Raw genomic sequence first — 18,748 nt, 5'->3', positions numbered from 1 at the left:
CTCTTTAGACTGGCTAAGATTTATGCATACCCCCAATGATTATCGGGTGAGCCATTTATACCGCCCTTTTTAGCAGATACAAACCTCATAATAGTTTGTTCAATAGAGATGCTTTTTTTAACAAATTAAAATGATGTTCCCTAGAACAAAACACTTTAGAACTTGTTCTTATAGTAGAGACAAATTTTTATGCTTAAATGATGTGAACAATGATACTCGTGTACATTTTATTGCTACATTTGTCGCCGAATCTGTAACGAACGATTTAAACAACTAAAAATACAATGAAACTTTCGCCGAAATTCATATTAGCTTTTGTTCTGCTGATGCTATCTTTTAGCATGGGTGGAAATGCTATGAATTTTTCGGCTTATGCTTCAAACTGTGAAGCTTCTTGTCAACTGTCAGAATCGTCTTCTGATGTTAATCGTAATTCTTCTGTAGATAATCAGTCGGTTAGTTATGATAACTCGCAGTCATTAACTATTTCTGATGTAGAATTAGGATTTAAATTAGTAACTGAATCAAACTCTAATAATTATCGCCTGCGTAGAATCATTGAAATCAATGACTCCTTGAAAGACGTTATGCATAAGTTTCTCGTGTTAAGAGAGAATTCTTTAGTATTAGATCAAAGTAAATCTTTTTATTCGGATAAGGATCCACATTACTCCATTACGTGTAGCGATTACTATGTGTTCGCTCTAAGACATATCCTTATTTAGTTTATTTCCCCCTATTATCCGTTTTTTTTCGTACTCTGTATGAACTGTGTGACTTTTTCCTTTTAAAAGTTGCAGGGTCTGTAGCGCAGTGTGCCTAATCGAAATTTTTACTTCCTAAATAACTAAAATTAATTTCTTAACAAAAAACTTATTATGGAAACTACTAAAAAAACTCAGGTTGTAGGTATAAAAAATGCCGGTATCGTAATCATCTGCTGTTTAGTAATAGCTGTATGTATCTTCCAATTCCTATTAGGTAACCCGTCCAACTTTATGAACAATGACCCGAACAATCACCCGTTGAACATGTTGGGTACTATTTACAAAGGTGGTATCATCGTGCCTATTATCCAGACATTGTTGTTAACCGTACTTGCTTTGAGCATCGAACGTTATTTCGCTCTTCGTTCTGCTTTCGGTAAAGGTTCATTGTCTAAGTTTGTAGCTAACATCAAAGACGCTTTAGCTGCCGGCGACATGAAGAAAGCACAGGAAATCTGTGACAAACAACGTGGATCTGTTGCTAACGTAGTAACTTCTACTTTGCGTAAGTATGAAGAAATGGAAAAGAACACATCTCTTCCTAAAGAACAGAAGCTGTTGGCTATCCAGAAAGAACTTGAAGAAGCTACTGCTTTGGAAATGCCGATGATGCAACAAAATCTTCCGATCATCGCTACCATCACCACTCTGGGTACATTGATGGGATTGCTCGGTACTGTAATCGGTATGATCCGTTCATTTGCTGCTTTGTCTGCTGGTGGTGGTGCTGACTCTATGGCTTTGTCACAAGGTATCTCTGAAGCTTTGATTAACACTGCTTTCGGTATCTTGACTGGTGCATTGGCTGTTATCTCTTACAACTATTACACTAACAAAATCGATAAATTGACTTACGGACTCGACGAAGTCGGATTCTCTATCGTGCAAACTTTTGCTGCTACTCACTAATTCTGCGAACCCTTATAAAATCTATTATTAATCATGGGTAGAGCGCAAATTAAAAAGAAAAGTACGTTCATAGATATGACCGCTATGAGTGACGTTACTGTATTGCTTCTGACTTTCTTTATGTTGACATCAACATTTGTGAAGAAGGAACCAGTGCAAGTTACCACTCCGGCTTCTGTATCGGAAATCAAGATTCCGGAGACTAATGTACTCCAGATTTTGGTTGATCCGGAAGGAAAAATATTTATGAGCCTCGACAAGCAGCAGGATATGCAGGCTGTCTTGGAGAGCATGGGTGAAGAGTATGGCATTAAGTTTACTCCGGAACAAGAGAAGAGATTTATGTTGTCTTCTACTTTTGGAGTGCCTATCAGAAGTATGCAGAAATATCTTGATCTCCCTGAAGATCAACGGGATAAGATCCTTAAGAATGAAGGTATTCCATGCGATAGTGTTGATAATCAGTTTAAATCGTGGGTACGTAATGCACGTACTGCTAACGCTGATCTACGTATTGCCATCAAGGCAGACGCTACGACTCCATACTCAGTGATAAAGAACGTTATGAACTCACTTCAGGATTTGCGGGAAAATCGGTACAATCTGATTACTTCTCTCAAAACAGAATCTGAAAACTAAAAAGGAGGAAATACAATGAGTGCTGAAGTACAAGAGAGCGGCGGAAAAAGAGGAAAGAGCAAGCAAAAAAAGATAACTGTCCGGGTGGACTTTACACCGATGGTGGACATGAACATGTTGCTGATTACTTTCTTTATGCTTTGTACCACACTGAGCAAACCTCAGACGATGGAAATAAGCATGCCGAGTAATGACAAAGATATTACTGAAAATCAGAAGAGTATGGTGAAGGCTTCACAGGCAATTACACTATTGCTGGGGCCTGATAATAAACTCTATTATTATGAGGGAGAACCTAATTATAAGGACTATACCTCGTTGAAAGAAACTAGCTACGGTGCAAATGGACTGCGTGCCGTACTTCTTCAGAAAAATGCTGTTGCTGTCAATAAAGTAAGAGAATTGAAACAACAGAAATTGGATCTTAAGATAACGGATGACGAATTTAAGAAGCAGGTTTCCGAGATAAAGAGCGGAAAGGATACCCCGACCGTAATTATTAAAGCTACGGATGACGCTTCTTATATGAATCTGATTGACGCGCTGGACGAAATGCAGATATGTAATATTGGTAAATATGTGATAACAGACATTGCGGAAGCTGATGAATTCTTAATCAAGAATTTCGATGCGAAAGGTGGATTGTCACAGAACTTAGCCGATAATTGATGTAACACCCAAAAAAGAAAAGTAAAATGGCAAAATTAGATTTAGCTTCTTCGGAATGGTGTCAACTGATTTTTGAAGGCAAGAACCAGGCATACGGAGCATATAGAATGCGTGCCAATTCAACAAAGCGGCACAATGTCGCCATGTTGATTGTGGTAATCATAGCGGCAGTCGGATTTAGCATCCCTACACTGCTTAAGTTGGCAACTCCGGAGCAGAAAGAAGTGATGACAGAGGTGACTACCTTGTCGAAATTGGCAGAACCGGAAATCAAACAGGAAGAGATGAAACGGGTTGAACCGGTGGCGCCTCCTCCCCCTGCTTTGAAGAGTTCTATCAAGTTTACTGCTCCTGTCATCAAGAAAGATGAAGAGGTGCATGAAGATAATGAGATCAAGAGCCAGGAGGATTTGAATGCTACTAAAGTATCCATCTCTATTGCCGACGTAAAAGGTAACGACGAGGCGAATGGTAAAGATATTGCTGACCTTAAGCAGGTGGTGACACAGGCTGCACCGGAACCGGAAAAGGTTTTCGATATGGTCGAACAGATGCCGACTTTCCCCGGTGGTCAACAGGAATTGATGGCTTACTTGGGTAAGAATATCAAATATCCGACTATTGCACAGGAGAATGGAACACAAGGTCGCGTTATTATACAGTTCGTTGTGGAACGTGATGGTTCTATCACTGATGTGCGTGTGGCTCGTGGCGTAGACCCTTATCTGGATAAGGAAGCTGTGCGTGTGGTAAAAAGTATGCCGAAATGGCTCCCTGGTAAACAGAATGGAAAAGCGGTACGTGTGAAATTCACCGTTCCGGTAATGTTTAGATTACAATAAAAGATGATGAAGAGACAATTTAGGCTGATAGGACTCGTAGCGTTGGTGGTGTTGAGTGCTTGTAACTCAAAATCGAAAGGGCCGACGGATACTTATTCTTCCGGTGTGGTATCTATTGCAGCGGATGAGAGTTTCGAACCTATCATACAAGAAGAGATAGAGGTGTTTGAAAACCTTTACCCTTTGGCCGGGATTGTTCCTCGCTACACAACTGAAGTGGAAGCGATTAATTTACTTCTGAAAGACAGTGTCCGGTTGGCTATTACAACCCGGACACTGACTAAGGAAGAAATGAATTCATTCCACAGCCGTAAATTTTTCCCTCGCGAGATAAAATTGGCTACGGATGGTCTGGCATTGATCGTGAATCGTGCTAATCCGGATTCTTTGTTGAGTGTACGTGATTTCCGTCGCATCCTCACCGGTGAGGTGAAAAACTGGAAAGAGGTAAATCCGGATTCTCGCTTGAAAGGGATTCAGGTGGTGTTCGATAATAAGAATTCCAGTACCGTACGTTTTGCAATGGACTCAATCTGTGGTGGAAAACCGTTGGCTGAAGGTAACGTCAGTGCCTTGAAAACCAACCAGCAGGTGATAGACTATGTAGTGAAGAATCCTGATGCCATGGGAGTTATTGGAGTAAACTGGCTGGGGAACCGCAGTGATACGACCAATCTTTCTTTTCGTGAAGAGATCAGAGTGATGGCAGTCAGTGCTGAAGATGTGGCAACTCCTGCGAACAGCTATAAGCCTTATCAGGCCTATCTGTTCTATGGTAATTATCCGCTGGCACGATCCATCTATGCATTACTGAACGATCCTCGCAGTGGGCTGCCCTGGGGATTTGCTTCTTTTATGACATCCGACAAGGGGCAGCGGATTATATTAAAATCCGGACTTGTTCCGGCTACACAGCCGGTGCGTATTGTCCACGTGAAAGACGAATAATAACTAAAATTAGAGACTATCATGAAACGAGTACAAATGTTTTTAGCTGGAGCGTTTATAGCAGTAGGGTCGCTCTGTGCGCAATCAACCGGTGCCGAATGGCAGGCGGAAGTTGCAAAATTGAAAGGAACTATTCAGACGAATCCGGCACAGGCTGCTGAAGAAGCCGAGCATCTGATTAAAGGAAAGAATAAAAAGAATGTGGAACTTTTGGTAGCTATCGGAAATGCGTATTTGGATGCTGATAAACTTCCCGAAGCGCAAGAATATGCAACTCTTGCCAGAAAAGCGAATGGTAAATCAGCCCTTGCTTCTGTATTGGAGGGAAATATCGCCATGAAACAGAAAAATGCGGGTCTCGCTTCCCAAAAATATGAAGAAGCGATTTATTTCGATCCGAAATGCACGGAAGCTTATCTGAAATATGCAGATGTTTATAAATCAGCCAATGCAAGTCTTGCTATTGAAAAGCTGAACCAATTGAAAGCCCTGGAACCGTCCAACACAGCCGTAGACAAAAAACTAGCCGAGATTTATTATTTAAAAAATGATTTTAGTAAAGCGGCAGAAGCTTATGCGAATTTTGCAATGGGGCCTACTGCTACGGAAGAAGATTTGGTGAAGTATGCGTTTGCTTTATTTTTAAACCATGATTTTGAGAAATCGCTCGAAGTGGCTAATATGGGATTGCAAAAGAATGCCCATCATGCTGCGTTCAACCGTTTGGCAATGTATAACTATACTGACTTGAAGCGTTTTGATGAAGCGATAAAGGCAGCGGACATCTTCTTCAATGAATGTGAAAAAGCCGATTATTCTTATTTGGATTATATGTATTATGGACACTTGCTGGAAAGTCTGAAAAAATATGATGATGCAGTAATACAATATGAGAAAGCGGTAAAGATGGATCCGACTAAGACGGATTTATATAAAAATATCTCTTCTGCTTACGAACAGAAGAATGATTATAAAAAAGCAATCAGTGCTTACCAGAAATATTATGCATCCCTTGATAAAGAAAAACAGACTCCGGACTTACAGTTTCAGGTTGGTAGACTTTATTACGGTGCTGGTATGCAACCTGATTCATTGACAATCACTGTTGAAGAACGCAAGCAGGCGTTGATGTCCGCCGATTCTGTTTTCCATGCAATTGCGGAAGCGGCACCGGACAGCTACTTGGGTAACTTCTGGAGAGCTCGTGCCAATTCAGCACTGGACCCTGAAACCACTCAAGGGCTTGCGAAACCTTTCTATGAGGAAGTGGCTGCTTTATTGGAAAGCAAAAACGATCCTCATTACAATTCAGCTTTGGTTGAATGTTACAGTTATCTTGGATATTACTATTTGTTAGCGATCGAGAATCCGGCATTGAAGGCCGAAGCAAAGGCTAATAAAGATAAATCCATAGAATACTGGAATAAAATTCTGGCTATAGACCCCGCTAATGCTACTGCTAAAAGGGCATTGGACGGCATCAAATAGTGAATAATTTTAGTTGTTTGTCGTGACAGGAGGAGTGGAGAGTGATCTTAGCTCCTCCTTTTTTTTGCACTTTTTTCTCCTTTTCTATTGGAATATTCAAAAGATTGTCTACATTTGCGGTGTACTATTACACTAATACACTAAGAAACATTGTTCATTAAACAGAAATGCTATGATTACAGTAGAAAATCTTTCATTTACTTATCGTAAATCGAAGCGTGCGGTATTACATGATTTTTCGCTTTCGTTCGAGTCCGGCAGGGTATATGGACTGTTGGGAAAGAATGGCGCGGGAAAGTCTACTCTTCTCTATCTGATGTCCGGGTTATTGACTCCTAAAAACGGCAAAGTGGTGTTTCACAATACAGATGTGCGCCGTCGGTTACCGGTTACTTTGCAGGATATGTTTTTAGTTCCTGAAGAGTTTGAATTACCTTCAGTCTCTCTGGTTAGCTATGTGGAGTTGAACAGTCCTTTTTATCCCCGTTTCAGCAAGGAGGAGATGATTAAATATCTCCATTATTTTGAAATGGATATAGATATTGATCTCGGATCACTTTCTATGGGACAGAAAAAGAAAGTATTCATGAGCTTTGCGCTTGCTACAAATACTTCTCTTTTGTTGATGGACGAGCCGACCAACGGACTGGATATTCCCGGTAAAAGTCAGTTCCGTAAGTTTATCGCATCGGGCATGTCGGATGATAAGACGATTGTAATTTCTACGCATCAGGTTCGTGACATTGATAAGGTGCTCGACCATGTATTGATTATGGATGACAGCCGTGTGTTGCTGGATGAATCTACAAGTAATATTTGCGACAAACTTTTCTTTGTGGAGAGTGACAATCGGGAATTGGCGAAAAATGCTCTTTTCGCAATTCCTACTATCCAGGGGAATTACCTGATACTTCCTAACGAAGAACAGGAAGAATCGGAATTAAACTTGGAACTTCTTTTTAATGCTACGTTGGCTGCTCCTGAAGAGATAGCCCGATTGTTTCACACTCAAAAATAAAAGACGATGATAAAAGATACTTTTTTCAGTTTGCCTCGTTTTATGAATCTTTGCCGTAAGGAGATGGTAGAGAATTGGAGATCGAATGTGCTTCGTATGGTGTTGATGTATGGAGTGATGGCAGTGGTATTGGTTTGGAACGGATATTTTCAATACAGGTATCACGATTCTGCTTATTTTATTCGTCATACAAATGCAAATGCAAATGCCGATCCTGCATGGGGATTTATATTGATGGCTTTTTTGTGGTTTCTATTTGTTTTCGGGTGCTTAAGTGCATCGCTGGTGATGGAGAAGATGAAGAATAAGACTAGTCGGCTATCCACATTAATGACACCGTCCACTCCTTTCGAGAAGTTTTTTTCCCGTTGGCTGGTATCAACTATCGTATTTTTAGTTGTTTTTTTGATTGCTTTTAAATTGGCTGATTATACAAGAGTAATGGTTTATTCGCTTATCTATCCGGAGGTAAAAGAGGTGATACTCCCTGTCAATCTGGGAGATTTAGTCGGTAGCGGGAAACGGTGGTTTTTATTCAATGAAACGTATCAGTTGATATTAGTCCTTTCTATATATTGCTTTGTGCAGTCATTGTTCGTATTAGGTAGTTCTGTTTGGCCGAAGAACTCTTTTCTTAAAACTTTTGTTTCGGTTACAATCATTGTTCTGATTTATGTATTGATGGGAATGTTGACGGGTAATATGCTATTTCATGGAAACAACAATAAAGATTACGGCTATATTTTTTCTTCTTTCACGGAGCAACAAGTTTTCACCCTGGGAACCATAGCCTTTATGTTTTTTGCATTGGTTAATTGGGTACTTGCCTTTTTCCGTTTTAAGGAGTCCGAGATTATTCAACGTATGTAATACTCTAGCCTATGAATTTTAAAGAAAGTAAAGCTATTTATCTGCAGATCGCTGATAGGATCTGTGATGAGATACTTCTGGGGCAATTTGGGGAAGAGGAACGCATCCCTTCTGTCAGAGAATATGCCGCTATTGTGGAAGTAAATGCCAATACAGTGATGCGCTCATTTGATTATCTCCAGTCACAGAATATTATTTATAATAAACGCGGCATTGGTTATTTTGTCTCTACCGGTGCAAGGGAACTGATTCATTCTTTGCGGAAGAATACTTTTTTGAAAGAAGAACTGGATTATTTTTTCAAGCAGATTAAGACACTGGATATTCCTATCAAAGAGATAACTGATATGTACCGGGAATTTTGTAAAAAAGAAAAGTAAAACAAATATTATGAAACGTACAACTTATATATTAATTGGGCTTTTTGTAGCCGGACTTTGTGTGCTGGTAGGCGGAATGTTTGTGATGTATTGTCTGGGGAGGCCGCATTTTTCCAATCAAATAAATCTGCAAGGAGAGCAGCTAACCAAAGAAATCCCGGCTTGCCGGGTAATATGGCTTGCTCAAACGGAGATGAATACAGAAGAATGTAGTGTCTGGCTGGCAAATTCTTTTTTGCGAGTGCTGCCTTCAAAAGGAGAGAAAAATGAATTTTCCTGTTCGCAGAAAGTAAATGACTATCTGAAAATGACCGTCATGGGGGATACGTTGAAAATTCTTTTGGACTATCCGCTGGATAAACTCCTGCAAGAGTTAAAGGAATCCAGATATGTGGCGATGATAACGGGAGACATGCAACTGAATCTGACGCAAGAAGTGGAATGTGTTGTAAATGATATTTATATGCAAAAGATTGTTCTTAAAAATTTGACAAAGGATTCTCTTTCCATTAATACTTCTAATTCTATGCAAGTGGATTCGTGCGATTTTAGAGCTTTGCATGTTGCCAGGAGTGGCAGGAATGTGGAATTTCAGAGTGGTAAGATCAATAATCTGCATTTGAATCTGAATATGATGGATAATTGGTCTGTAAATGTGCAAGAATGCCGGATTGATACGGAATACTTGACAGGTCACAATGGGAATGTGAAACTTCAAAAAGGAGAGTGCAAACGTATGTTTTGGATTCCTGAAAAGGATGATGCCAAATTACAGGTAACTTTGACCGAAAAAGCCTGTGTGACGATGATAGAATAAACTGGCATATAGATTAAAAAAGGAGTAAAGATGTATTTATCATATTTTACTCCTTTTTTATATGGTTATTACAATGCTTTTGTCAGAGTGAAGCAATCGATATCCGGTGCCCAGTTGTAACTATTACCCATGTGAATGGTGTTATATCCTGCTTTTAGTTCAACGGGAACTGTGATTTTGTTATGGTTATTATCCTCTCCCAAAGAATCTATTTTGGTAATAATGCCGTTGACATCCAGTTCTATTTGGCGTCCTTTACCGTATGAGTAATGGATAGTCATGTTGTAGCGTCCGCCATCTCCGCTATACACTTCCTTCCATTCGGCATAATTTTCCGGTTGTCCACCCAGGAAACCTACTTTCATTTTGCCGGAAGCTTCTTTGTCATTGGCATAAAGAATACCTTTAGGATTTTTACCTAGGTCGTTGAAAAGAGGCAAGTAAGCCCATTCTGCTTCGTACAGAGTCGGTTCCAGACGTGTTTCGCCTTCCATGCGGAGGAACATGGCACTGTGTGCCGGAAGCGTTTGTTCGAATGTGCCGGAGAAGCTGCCTAAATCTTTATGTTTTACGAGATCACGTACTTTTACATTTCCTCCAAATTCCAATGAAGAGAACGGGACGGAGAAACTGCATACGGTATCGGAAGGATTGTAGAGAGCCACAGCACGTACGTTTCCACGTTTCTGTTCAATATCTTTCACGAGTACATAACCTTCATTTTCATGTTGCGCTACGTATGCTTGCAAACCCAGCGGGTCTTGGTTGAGGGCAATCAATTCTTTGTTTTTCAGCAGTTCGAGAGAAGACTCCGGTATGTTTTCCAGGTTACATCCGATAAGCAAAGGAGAGCTCATGATACACCATAAACCGAAATGAGCTTCTTCTTCTGTCGGGGTAAGACCTTGGCCGCCCACTTTGCTGTCGTTACGGAATCCGATAACCATCATGTCCATGTCATTGTAATGTCCGTTGCCGGCATAGGCAGACAGGTAAAGATTCTTGCCGACTACATATCTTAATGAGCCCCAATGTGCGTTAATATCACCGCTGATACGCCAGGAGGTTGCTGCGTCTTTGGCCCAAGTGCCCGGGAAGGCCCATCGGCAGATATTGATGGAAGCATCTTTGTTCACTTTGTCTATACTGTTCCGGATTGAAGTGTAGCGTTCCTTTTCATTAAGTCCCAGCGCATCTCCTCCGCAATAGTCAATTTTGATAAAGTCGAAACCCCAGTCGCCAAAGTATAATTGGGCGTCTTGTGGTTCATGCCCGTAGATACCAGCTCCTATACCTGCAGTGTCATTGTCCCACATGGAACCGCACGTACTATTACCCGCATCGGTATAAAGGCCGGCTTTCATTCCCAGGCTGTGAATATGATCCGCCACCGGTTTCATGCCGTTCGGAAACCGTTTTTCATTTGCAAGCATTATTCCGTTGTCGTCACGTTTTCCGAAATAGCCATCATCAACATTGACATAATGATATCCGACATCTTTCAGACCTTTTTCGACCATTAGGTCAGCCTGGTGTTTGATAATGTCTTCACTGATGTCTACACGAAACGCATTCCATGAACTCCATCCCATGATAGGAGGATTGACTGCCTTTTCATTTTCCGAAAGAGTGGTTTGAGTCTTTGTACAACTGATGCACATAAAAGAAGCTACTGCTACTGTAAAGAGATAAATCCTGTTTCTCATGATATAATAGGTTGGTGTTTTTTTTGCATAGCCGTCCCGATTTCGTCCCGGCGACTAAATAAAATTAAAGGGTAACTTACTGTAATCCAGAAAGCTACCCTTTATCTTGTCGGAATGAGGCGACTCGAACGCCCGACCCCTACGTCCCGAACGTAGTGCGCTACCAACTGCGCTACATTCCGATTGCTTAAGAAGTGGTGCCACCAGGAATCGAACCGGGGACACAAGGATTTTCAGTCCTTTGCTCTACCAACTGAGCTATGGCACCTTTCTCGTTTGCGGGTGCAAAGATAAGTATATTTTTTAATACCGCAATAACTTCGCGGGAAAATTTCGCCAAATTCTGACCGATGAAAATATTAATGAATTTTTGTTAGAATAAATATGTAGATAACTCACTATTTATGCAACATATTTTATAAATTTACGCACTGAAACTATCAAAACATTATAAACACTCTAATCCTATGTCATCACTGGCAATTATTATTGTAGTAGTTCTATCAGCTACCCTCATTTATGTGTGGGCAAAGTGCCAGTCACTTCAAAAAGAGGTACATTCGAAAGAAAATAAAGAGAATGAACTTAAGAAGTTGGCTTTGGTTTTGCAGAACATCAATGCCTACTTCTTATTGATTGACAAGGATTTTGTAGTCTGTGACACCAATTATTATTCTTTGAACCGTCTGCCTGTTCAGGTAGGTGGAGTTACAAAAAGAGTGGGGGATTTGTTGCATTGTAGAAACGCGATAGCAGCCGGTGAATGTGGTCAGCACGAACAGTGTAAACTATGTTGTATTCGTGCGTCTATCGGTAAGGCTTTTTATAAGAAAGCAAGTTTTAAGAATCTGGAAGCTTCGATGAAGTTGTTGAGTGAGGATGAAATGACAGTGACTCCTTGCGATGTATCAGTATCGGGTACTTATTTGAATATTCATGGCCAAGATTATATGGTGTTGACTGTTTATGATGTGACAGAACTGAAAAATGTGCAAAGGTTACTGACCATTGAAAAAGAACATTCCATCTCTGCCGAGAAATTGAAATCTGCCTTCATTGCTAATATGAGTCACGAAGTTCGTACACCGCTCAATGCTATTGTCGGATTTTCCGGTTTGATGGTGTCGGCTTCCGGCGAAGAGGAAAGAAAAATGTATGCTGATATTCTCGCAGAGAATAATGAACGATTGTTGCGCCTGGTGAATGATATTTTCGATCTTTCTCAAATAGAATCCGGGACGGTAGATTTCGTATATAAGGAGTTTGATGCCAATGATTTGTTGAGAGAATTGGATGGAATATTTAAGGCGAAATTGAATAACTCGCCGGTGGAATTGATTTGTGAGGCGCATGTGCAACCTATTATGATGTATTCGGAACGAGAACGTATCATTCAGGTATTGTCTAACCTCTTACATAATGCGATGAAATTTACTGCGTCGGGTGAAATCCGTTTCGGGTGCCGTTTGGAAGGAATGGAAGAAGTTTACTTTTTTGTGTCCGACACAGGCATTGGTATACCGGAAGAAGACCAGAAAAAGATATTCTCACGTTTCATAAAACTCGACCGTGAAATGCAGGGAACGGGACTTGGGCTGACTCTTTCGCAAACGATTATCCAAAATCTGGGTGGAAACCTCGAACTCGATTCGAAGGTCAACCGGGGATCTACTTTCAGCTTTGTGTTGCCGAGGGTGATTAAGCCGGAATTGATTAAGCCACAACCATAAAGTAAATCGCCCTTACTACAGTTGTAAAGTGTATCTCAAAAGTGTTAAATCTGACTTTTGGAGATGCTTCACTTGACTGTAGTGAGGGTGATTTTATAAATTCAAGGCTTTTCGAATTGTCTTGAACTTCTTAATGAACAGGATGAATGTTTAGTCTTTACGACTTAGGTGCATCCTTATCTTTGTCTCCGGTTCCCGGAGATGCTTTGCTGGCAGAGGAACTTCCGAAGGAAGCTGAACCGGAGGATGCTGTGCCTGAAGTTGCTGCATTAGAAGCGGTTGCACCGGGGGTAGCTGTGCTTGCCCCAGTTGTTCCTCCTGTGTGTGCAGAAGTTGCATTAGCAGGACGCGGAGCATTAACGCTGCTTGCACTAACATTTGCAGTGGCAGGTTGAGCCTGAACTTCCCAATGGAACGGTTCGAAATTGGAATTAGGATCTACCCAAGACGGTTTCTTGGAAGCGTAGATAATAAACGGAGCAACGACAACGATAATTGCACCGATAATTAGTACGGAGAACCAAACGGTGTTGCTACCGGTAGAAATCTGGCTGGGCGGGATGAAGCTAAGAATAAAGGCAAGTAATGATCCGCAGAAGCCAAGACCGCCAACAAACCACATCAGGCCGTTGCCGGATTTACCGATACGGAACGGACGGTTGAGTTTCTTCATCTTATAACGCAATGCGATAGCTCCGGAGAACATCAACAGGTACATAATCAGATAAAGAATAACTGTCAGCTGTGACAGAATTTGATAGAAACTCTGTACGGAAGGCATAACAACAAACAACAAACTTAATACGGTTACAGCGATACCCTGTACGAACAAGATATTCTTTTGTACACCCAGCTTGTTTGTTTTCTGGAAGAACGGAGGCATATAACCGGCTTTACCTACGGCAAATATACCTTTGGACGGACCGGCAACCCATGTCAATACACCAGCCAATACACCGAAAGCAAGAGCGACCGCAATGATTGGTGACAACCAGGAAGCATGAATATATTTGAAATAGTTGTCGAAACCGACGAGCAGGCTTTGAGTCAGGTTGATGTCTTTAGCAGGGATAATCACACCTAATGCGAAAGTACCCAAAACGAAGATCAACACTGTGATAAGCGCACCAATAAATACGGCTTTCGGATAGTTTTTAGAAGGGTTATCTACGTCTTTTACGTGGATACCGCCCATTTCCATACCGGCATAAAACAAGAAGATACTGGCAGCAAGAACGACATTATCGAAGTTGGTAAAGTCGGGGAAGAAGCTACTGTTGAAATCCATATTGGAATGTCCGCCCGTTGCCAGGTAAATGATTCCTAAGATAATCAACAATCCGGCCGGGATAATGGTACCGACCATACCACCGATTTTGGCTACTTTACCTACCCAGCTCATACCTTTCAGGGAGATGAAAGTGGCCAGCCAATAGATGATAAGTACGACGACGAGCGTATAATACTTATTGTTTGCCAGTGACATGTCATGTACGTCATTCATTCCGATGAAAGCGATAGATACGGCACCAAACGTCAATACTGTCGGATACCAGATCGTACTTTCGATCCATTGCACCCAGATGGCGAGGAATCCCAGTTTCTTGCCGTAGGCCTCGCCTACCCACCGGAATACACCACCCTGCTTATCCTGAAACATTGCTGCCAACTCGGCTGCAACGAGCGATGTAGGGATTAGAAAGACAATAGCTGCAAAAAGATAATAGAAGGCCGAACTCATTCCGTATACGGCCTCGGCTGGTAGTCCACGCAAGGATACTACTGCCGTAACATTCATGATAGCAAGGGTAAACACACCCAGCTTCACTGCATTTTTAATATTTGCCATAAGTTAAGGTTTTAAGTGAAAAATATTTTAAAGTCAGTGTTATAACAACATTTTGCGCGAGATGTTTCCGCAATCTCTTTCAAAGTTCGTTAATTAACATCGCCGGAACGGGATATTGCAACCCCCGATTTACCTGTTTCGGAACAATTACTTTTCTCGATTGTTTCTAAACAATCTAAATTATATATGAACCATTTTATTATAAACTAAGTAGTTATGAAATCAGCGTTTTCAGATTTTATTTCCGGGAAAAAGGGGATTTATGGTATTCTTCACATTATTATATTAATAATGTCTCTTTTTCTGGTTATCAGTATCTCGGTGGATACTTTTAAGGGAATTCCGTTCTATACACAGTCTTCTTACATGAAGGTACAGCTATGTATCTGCCTTTGGTTTCTTTTCGATTTTGTGTTGGAGTTCTTTTTGGCAAAACATAAAGGACGCTATCTGCGGACACACTTTATCTTTTTATTGGTGGCTATCCCTTATCAGAATATCATCGCATATTATGGATGGACGTTTTCGGATGAGATTACCTACCTGCTTCGTTTCATTCCTTTATTAAGAGGAGGATATGCGCTTGCTATTGTGGTCGGCTGGCTGACTTACAACCGGGCTTCGAGCCTGTTTGTCTCTTATCTGACGATGTTGCTGGCAACAGTTTATTTCTCCAGTCTGGCATTTTTTGTGCTCGAGCATCGGGTAAATCCATTGGTGAATGATTATGGAGATGCCTTGTGGTGGGCTTTTATGGATGTTACTACCGTGGGGTCGAATATTATAGCGCAGACCGTGACCGGACGCGTGCTTTCCGTTTTGCTGGCTGCCTTGGGTATGATGATGTTTCCTATCTTTACGGTTTATATTACAAATCTGATTCAACAATCCAACAAGCGTAGAAAGCAATATTACGAAGAGGAGGAACAACAGAAAAAGGCTTCCGCCCAAAAGGAATCGGCAGAAAAAGCTGTCGTACAGAAGGTTAATACATAATATGCTTGTGTGGCGGATAAAAACAGATAGAATGAGAGAAATTGTAATGTGTTGAAAATCAGCTTAGAAATACTTTTCTTAATAGTATTATTACTTTTCTTTATAAGCATGGAAGGAAAAGGGGAGGAAAAGTGGAATAACTTTCTATCTTTGTAGAAAAGAGACAGAGGCAAACAGTTGTTAGTTGCTGTCTCTAAATGAAGAAGTTCCACCTTATCCGAGTGAATAATAGTGACACTGATATACTCATTTTAATAACTGGAGTTGCATAGGGGTAAATTTAATTTGTTGTATTTGATAATTAATACCGTTTGTATTGAAAACACTGGTGGGGAGTCAAGCGGGAAATCAATGGGATAAGGAGGAATAGAAAAAGGTTACTATCGGGAGATAGTAACCTTTACCTACTTATAAAAGAGATCGAGAGAGAGTTTTAGTCAACAACGGTGATATGGTTGTTGCTAAACACATTTAATTCCAGCTTGTTCATGATGTATTGAATAGCTAACTGCGCTTTCACGGAGTTGCCCGATCCATCCAAAGGAGGAGCAAAGGCGGCAATACCGAACTGTCCGGGCAGTACCCCCATCACACCACCGCCTACACCTGTCTTGGCAGGAATACCGGAAGTGTACATCCAGTCGCCGGTATGTTCATAGAAACCTACTGCGGCAATCATGGCAGTGATTTTAGGAGCCAGCGTGGCATCAAAAACTTCTTTCTTAGTCACCGGATTTACACCACCGTTGGCGATTGTGCCGGCTGCAATGGAAAGCTGCAATGCAGTCACTCCTAATGAGCACTGACGGGTGTAGAGGTCTAATGACATATCCGGATCATCATAAATCCGATTATAATTTTTCAGCAACCATGCGATAGAACGGTTGTTGAAGTTGGTATCCGATTCGGACTTGTACAATTCATCAATCAACTGTGGGGCGCTGCCGCATAAATCGGTCACGTTTCCTACGATGGCATCCCATTTCTTGGCAGAGTCGCCAATGGGCTGCACCATGCTGCAGGCGGAGATGGCTCCGGCGTTTACCAGCGGAGTAGACGGATGGTCGTTCTCCAGCAAGATGGCGATAATTGAATTGAAAGGTAAGCCTGTTGCATCGGCTCCAATCTTGTCCAGGATTTCTTTGGCACCATATTGGCGCAGTGCCAGAATAGCCGTATGTACTTTGGATACGGATTCTATACCGAAGCGGTAGTCAGTATCTCCCACATGGATGGTCTGCCCGTTGAGCAGGCAGACACTGATTCCAAAGAGATCTTTGTTGACATTTGCCAGGTAGGGGATATAGTCGGCGTTCTTGCCGCCGGTATTAGTCTTTACCTGATCGTATGCCTCCTGTACCACTTCTTTCAATTGAGCGAGTGTTACTTTTTTATCCATAGATCTTTCTTATTTTTTTACGGTTTTACGACGACCACCATGGTTGAACATCTTAGCTTCTACTGGAAGATTCTTTTCTTGAGCCATACGGGTAGGGGTAGGATATTCCAGTTTTTCCAGTTCGGCGATAGCGTTGTTGATGTCGCCCAGTAGCATATCTGCCATATCGCGGCTGAATCCCTGGCGGACAACGACACGCATCACTACATAATCTTCCAGTTTGGAAGGCAAGGTGTAAGCAGGAACCATCCAACCGTGTTGAGACAGTTTGTCTTGCAAATCGTACAAAGTCCATTTGGCGTTCTTTGCATATTCCGGTTTCAGATACCAGATGAATAATGGGTTCACAACATCTTCAGAGTAGTTGACAAACGGAACCATCTTGGCTATTTCGCTGTGGATATATTTAGCAATTTGCAGGGAGTTGTACTGTACTTCTTTGTATCCTTGGAATCCTAAACGGATGAATTGATAATATTGTCCCAGGATTTGTGCAGCCGGACGGGAGAAGTTCAAACCTACCTGTGTAATGTTGGCACCCAGATAATTCACGCTGAATGACATTTCTTCGGGCAGATATTCTTTGCCTTTCCAGCAAACCCATCCGAGTCCCGGATATACCAAACCAAACTTATGGCCGGATACGCTGATAGAAAGTACCCATTTCAAACGGAAGTCCCATTTCTTTTCCGGATACAGGAACGGAAGGATGAAACCACCACTGGCGGCATCTACGTGGATAGGAATGTCATAACCGGTCTTGGCATTGTAAGCATCCAGTGCTTTGTCCAATGCTTCGACGTCATCATTCAGTCCAGTCCATGTAACACCTTGGATAGGCACGATACAGATGGTGTTTTCATCACACATTTTCAAAGCTTCTTCGGGGTCAAGAGTGGTTTTTTCGAGTGTCAAAGGCACTTCACGCATTTCAATCTGCCACAACTGTGCAAACTTTTCCCAAACAACCTGGAAACCTGTAGAAATAACAAAGTTTGGTTTATCAAACGGTTTGCCCTGTGCTTGTCTTTTCTTGCGCCAACGCAACCAGGCAGCTACACCACCCAACATACATGCTTCTGAAGAACCGATAGCCAAAGCACCGGTTTTCCAGGTATCTTTTTCAGGAGAGTTCCACAAGTTGGCAACGATGTTGATACATTTACCGTTCATCACTGCGATACGCGGATATTCTGTTTCATCAATGTAGTTGATGTTAATGGCCTCATTCATCAGCTTAGTGGCGTATTCATCCATATAAGTAGTCACGAAAGTAGCCAGATTCAAACGTGGTTGGGTTTGAGCAAATGTTTCATCTTTCACCATTTGATAGGCGACTTCAGGAGTAGTAGGTCCATCAGGTATTTTCTCTACCGGAGAGGGTTGTAACATTCTGTCTGAACCAAATACATCGGTTTTTGCATCACCTTTTCTGAAATTTAAATCTTCCATACTAATTTGTTTTTTTAAAGGTTTAGGGCGATGGGGATTTTCCCCGTCGAATTTCCCACAACAACAGCAGATAGTTTTGAAAGTTTCCGGGTTTTACATTATTTGGCGTTTATTAAGGAGGAGGACGTCCTTATTGAAACGGGCCTATTCACCACGGAGGACGCAGAGGACACAAAGGTGAATCTTGGTCATTTCTGTACTGAAATGAGCTAAATGGGGATATTCAGTAAATGTTCCTCTTTCTAAAAAATCAAGAGAAAAGCTTTGCT

Annotated in this window: 18 protein-coding genes and 2 tRNA genes; 14 read left to right on the top strand and 6 right to left on the bottom strand. The window is 41.5% G+C overall.

Going from position 1 to position 18,748, the window contains the following annotated elements:
- Nucleotides 1-284: 284 nt before the first annotated feature.
- The 11 genes from DW173_RS22765 (at nucleotide 285) to DW173_RS22715 (ending at nucleotide 9,347) form a co-directional block, all read left to right on the top strand.
- Entirely contained in the window at nucleotides 285-725 is a 441-nt protein-coding gene (locus DW173_RS22765) for a hypothetical protein (protein WP_008026543.1), read from the top strand.
- A 153-nt stretch (nucleotides 726-878) separates the two neighbouring features.
- Complete coding sequence (locus DW173_RS22760) at nucleotides 879-1,676, top strand: MotA/TolQ/ExbB proton channel family protein (RefSeq protein WP_004306909.1); 798 nt, start codon at nucleotides 879-881, stop codon at nucleotides 1,674-1,676.
- 33 nt (nucleotides 1,677-1,709) lie between these two features.
- A complete protein-coding gene (locus tag DW173_RS22755; protein ID WP_118196767.1) occupies nucleotides 1,710-2,315 on the top strand; it encodes an ExbD/TolR family protein in 606 nt (201 codons plus the stop codon).
- A 15-nt stretch (nucleotides 2,316-2,330) separates the two neighbouring features.
- Nucleotides 2,331-2,984, top strand: a complete 654-nt coding sequence (locus DW173_RS22750) for an ExbD/TolR family protein (protein ID WP_004316569.1) — start codon at nucleotides 2,331-2,333, stop codon at nucleotides 2,982-2,984.
- 26 nt (nucleotides 2,985-3,010) lie between these two features.
- Nucleotides 3,011-3,826 carry an energy transducer TonB gene (locus DW173_RS22745; protein WP_008026540.1) on the top strand — a complete coding sequence of 272 codons (816 nt, stop codon included), beginning with the start codon at nucleotides 3,011-3,013 and terminating at the stop codon, nucleotides 3,824-3,826.
- A 3-nt stretch (nucleotides 3,827-3,829) separates the two neighbouring features.
- Nucleotides 3,830-4,774 (top strand): PstS family phosphate ABC transporter substrate-binding protein, encoded by a 945-nt coding sequence (locus DW173_RS22740; RefSeq protein ID WP_044135562.1) that lies wholly within the window; start codon nucleotides 3,830-3,832, stop codon nucleotides 4,772-4,774.
- 21 nt (nucleotides 4,775-4,795) lie between these two features.
- Nucleotides 4,796-6,262, top strand: a complete 1,467-nt coding sequence (locus DW173_RS22735; RefSeq protein ID WP_199722861.1) for a tetratricopeptide repeat protein — start codon at nucleotides 4,796-4,798, stop codon at nucleotides 6,260-6,262.
- A 172-nt stretch (nucleotides 6,263-6,434) separates the two neighbouring features.
- Nucleotides 6,435-7,280 carry an ATP-binding cassette domain-containing protein gene (locus DW173_RS22730; protein ID WP_120145287.1) on the top strand — a complete coding sequence of 282 codons (846 nt, stop codon included), beginning with the start codon at nucleotides 6,435-6,437 and terminating at the stop codon, nucleotides 7,278-7,280.
- 6 nt (nucleotides 7,281-7,286) lie between these two features.
- Nucleotides 7,287-8,150: a hypothetical protein gene (locus DW173_RS22725; protein WP_120145286.1), complete on the top strand. Its 864-nt coding sequence runs from the start codon at nucleotides 7,287-7,289 to the stop codon at nucleotides 8,148-8,150.
- Nucleotides 8,151-8,161: 11 nt separating this feature from the next.
- The gene (locus tag DW173_RS22720; protein WP_008026532.1) at nucleotides 8,162-8,530 is read left to right on the top strand and encodes a GntR family transcriptional regulator; all 369 of its coding nucleotides are present in this window, start codon (nucleotides 8,162-8,164) and stop codon (nucleotides 8,528-8,530) included.
- A gap of 10 nt (nucleotides 8,531-8,540) precedes the next feature.
- Entirely contained in the window at nucleotides 8,541-9,347 is an 807-nt protein-coding gene (locus DW173_RS22715) for a hypothetical protein (protein ID WP_008644922.1), read from the top strand.
- 68 nt (nucleotides 9,348-9,415) lie between these two features.
- Here the strand turns inward: DW173_RS22715 and DW173_RS22710 are convergent, their stop codons facing one another.
- The 3 genes from DW173_RS22710 to DW173_RS22700 all read right to left on the bottom strand — a co-directional run bounded on the left by DW173_RS22710 (nucleotide 9,416) and on the right by DW173_RS22700 (nucleotide 11,321).
- Nucleotides 9,416-11,053, bottom strand: coding sequence for an alpha-galactosidase D (locus DW173_RS22710; RefSeq protein ID WP_120145285.1), 1,638 nt, complete (start codon nucleotides 11,051-11,053; stop codon nucleotides 9,416-9,418).
- A 109-nt stretch (nucleotides 11,054-11,162) separates the two neighbouring features.
- Nucleotides 11,163-11,235: transfer RNA gene (locus tag DW173_RS22705), tRNA-Pro, on the bottom strand.
- 13 nt (nucleotides 11,236-11,248) lie between these two features.
- Nucleotides 11,249-11,321, bottom strand: a tRNA-Phe gene (locus tag DW173_RS22700).
- A 199-nt stretch (nucleotides 11,322-11,520) separates the two neighbouring features.
- Here DW173_RS22700 and DW173_RS22695 point away from each other — a divergent pair.
- Nucleotides 11,521-12,783: a sensor histidine kinase gene (locus DW173_RS22695; RefSeq protein WP_120145284.1), complete on the top strand. Its 1,263-nt coding sequence runs from the start codon at nucleotides 11,521-11,523 to the stop codon at nucleotides 12,781-12,783.
- A gap of 157 nt (nucleotides 12,784-12,940) precedes the next feature.
- On the opposite strand, the gene gadC is transcribed toward DW173_RS22695, so the two are convergent.
- Nucleotides 12,941-14,632, bottom strand: a complete 1,692-nt coding sequence (gene gadC, locus DW173_RS22690; protein ID WP_008026134.1) for a putative glutamine/gamma-aminobutyrate antiporter GadC — start codon at nucleotides 14,630-14,632, stop codon at nucleotides 12,941-12,943.
- A gap of 216 nt (nucleotides 14,633-14,848) precedes the next feature.
- Between gadC and DW173_RS22685 the strand changes: the two genes are divergently transcribed.
- Nucleotides 14,849-15,628, top strand: a complete 780-nt coding sequence (locus DW173_RS22685) for a potassium channel family protein (RefSeq protein ID WP_004316558.1) — start codon at nucleotides 14,849-14,851, stop codon at nucleotides 15,626-15,628.
- A 433-nt stretch (nucleotides 15,629-16,061) separates the two neighbouring features.
- Here DW173_RS22685 and glsA read toward each other — a convergent pair whose 3' ends face one another.
- Both glsA and DW173_RS22675 read right to left on the bottom strand, forming a co-directional pair.
- The gene (glsA, locus tag DW173_RS22680; RefSeq protein WP_008026136.1) at nucleotides 16,062-17,027 is read right to left on the bottom strand and encodes a glutaminase A; all 966 of its coding nucleotides are present in this window, start codon (nucleotides 17,025-17,027) and stop codon (nucleotides 16,062-16,064) included.
- A gap of 9 nt (nucleotides 17,028-17,036) precedes the next feature.
- The gene (locus tag DW173_RS22675) at nucleotides 17,037-18,479 is read right to left on the bottom strand and encodes a glutamate decarboxylase (RefSeq protein ID WP_004316556.1); all 1,443 of its coding nucleotides are present in this window, start codon (nucleotides 18,477-18,479) and stop codon (nucleotides 17,037-17,039) included.
- A gap of 30 nt (nucleotides 18,480-18,509) precedes the next feature.
- On the opposite strand from DW173_RS22675, the gene DW173_RS24445 reads away from it, so the two are divergent.
- Nucleotides 18,510-18,692: a hypothetical protein gene (locus DW173_RS24445; RefSeq protein ID WP_008644929.1), complete on the top strand. Its 183-nt coding sequence runs from the start codon at nucleotides 18,510-18,512 to the stop codon at nucleotides 18,690-18,692.
- Nucleotides 18,693-18,748: the final 56 nt, after the last annotated feature.

The sequence above is a fragment of the Bacteroides sp. AM16-13 genome, from assembly GCF_003602705.1.
Classification (GTDB): domain Bacteria; phylum Bacteroidota; class Bacteroidia; order Bacteroidales; family Bacteroidaceae; genus Bacteroides; species Bacteroides xylanisolvens.
The sequence above is the reverse complement of the archived record's forward strand: the minus strand, read 5'-3'. Positions and strand labels throughout refer to the sequence as shown.

Coding starts and splice junctions, on each gene's coding strand:
- DW173_RS22750 (WP_004316569.1), top strand. CDS start 2,331: ATGAGTGCTGAAGTACAAGAGAGCGGCGGAAAAAGAGGAAAGAGCAAG.
- DW173_RS22685 (WP_004316558.1), top strand. CDS start 14,849: ATGAAATCAGCGTTTTCAGATTTTATTTCCGGGAAAAAGGGGATTTAT.
- DW173_RS22720 (WP_008026532.1), top strand. CDS start 8,162: ATGAATTTTAAAGAAAGTAAAGCTATTTATCTGCAGATCGCTGATAGG.
- DW173_RS22760 (WP_004306909.1), top strand. CDS start 879: ATGGAAACTACTAAAAAAACTCAGGTTGTAGGTATAAAAAATGCCGGT.
- DW173_RS22730 (WP_120145287.1), top strand. CDS start 6,435: ATGATTACAGTAGAAAATCTTTCATTTACTTATCGTAAATCGAAGCGT.
- DW173_RS22710 (WP_120145285.1), bottom strand. CDS start 11,053: ATGAGAAACAGGATTTATCTCTTTACAGTAGCAGTAGCTTCTTTTATG.
- DW173_RS22735 (WP_199722861.1), top strand. CDS start 4,796: ATGAAACGAGTACAAATGTTTTTAGCTGGAGCGTTTATAGCAGTAGGG.
- DW173_RS22745 (WP_008026540.1), top strand. CDS start 3,011: ATGGCAAAATTAGATTTAGCTTCTTCGGAATGGTGTCAACTGATTTTT.
- DW173_RS22675 (WP_004316556.1), bottom strand. CDS start 18,479: ATGGAAGATTTAAATTTCAGAAAAGGTGATGCAAAAACCGATGTATTT.
- DW173_RS22755 (WP_118196767.1), top strand. CDS start 1,710: ATGGGTAGAGCGCAAATTAAAAAGAAAAGTACGTTCATAGATATGACC.
- glsA (WP_008026136.1), bottom strand. CDS start 17,027: ATGGATAAAAAAGTAACACTCGCTCAATTGAAAGAAGTGGTACAGGAG.
- gadC (WP_008026134.1), bottom strand. CDS start 14,632: ATGGCAAATATTAAAAATGCAGTGAAGCTGGGTGTGTTTACCCTTGCT.
- DW173_RS22715 (WP_008644922.1), top strand. CDS start 8,541: ATGAAACGTACAACTTATATATTAATTGGGCTTTTTGTAGCCGGACTT.
- DW173_RS22765 (WP_008026543.1), top strand. CDS start 285: ATGAAACTTTCGCCGAAATTCATATTAGCTTTTGTTCTGCTGATGCTA.
- DW173_RS22725 (WP_120145286.1), top strand. CDS start 7,287: ATGATAAAAGATACTTTTTTCAGTTTGCCTCGTTTTATGAATCTTTGC.
- DW173_RS24445 (WP_008644929.1), top strand. CDS start 18,510: ATGGGGATTTTCCCCGTCGAATTTCCCACAACAACAGCAGATAGTTTT.
- DW173_RS22740 (WP_044135562.1), top strand. CDS start 3,830: ATGATGAAGAGACAATTTAGGCTGATAGGACTCGTAGCGTTGGTGGTG.
- DW173_RS22695 (WP_120145284.1), top strand. CDS start 11,521: ATGTCATCACTGGCAATTATTATTGTAGTAGTTCTATCAGCTACCCTC.